Raw genomic sequence first — 233 nt, 5'->3', positions numbered from 1 at the left:
AGATGGTTGAAGAGGAGCTTCTTCAAACAAGTGGAGAAATTGATTATATTGAGATCTACTCATATCCAGAACTAGAACCACTTGAACAACTAGCAGGTAAGGTCATTATTGCGATTGCAGTGAAATTCTCACGCGCAAGACTGATTGATAATGTGATTTTCCATGTTCCTGAAAGCGGTGAAAAACATGTATAGAACCTTTATGACCTCTAAACTCCATAAAGCGACTGTGAC

General features: G+C 38.6%; 1 protein-coding gene. It reads left to right on the top strand.

Annotated features, from left to right (window positions below; all coding sequences use genetic code 11):
- The coding region (locus tag SB775_RS34130) for a pantoate--beta-alanine ligase (RefSeq protein ID WP_410865725.1) at positions 1–194 on the top strand (194 nt) is incomplete at its 5' end.
- Positions 195–233 lie beyond the last annotated feature (39 nt).

This window comes from Peribacillus sp. SIMBA_075, from assembly GCF_046534585.1.
This window is presented reverse-complemented; position numbering and strand designations above follow the sequence as displayed.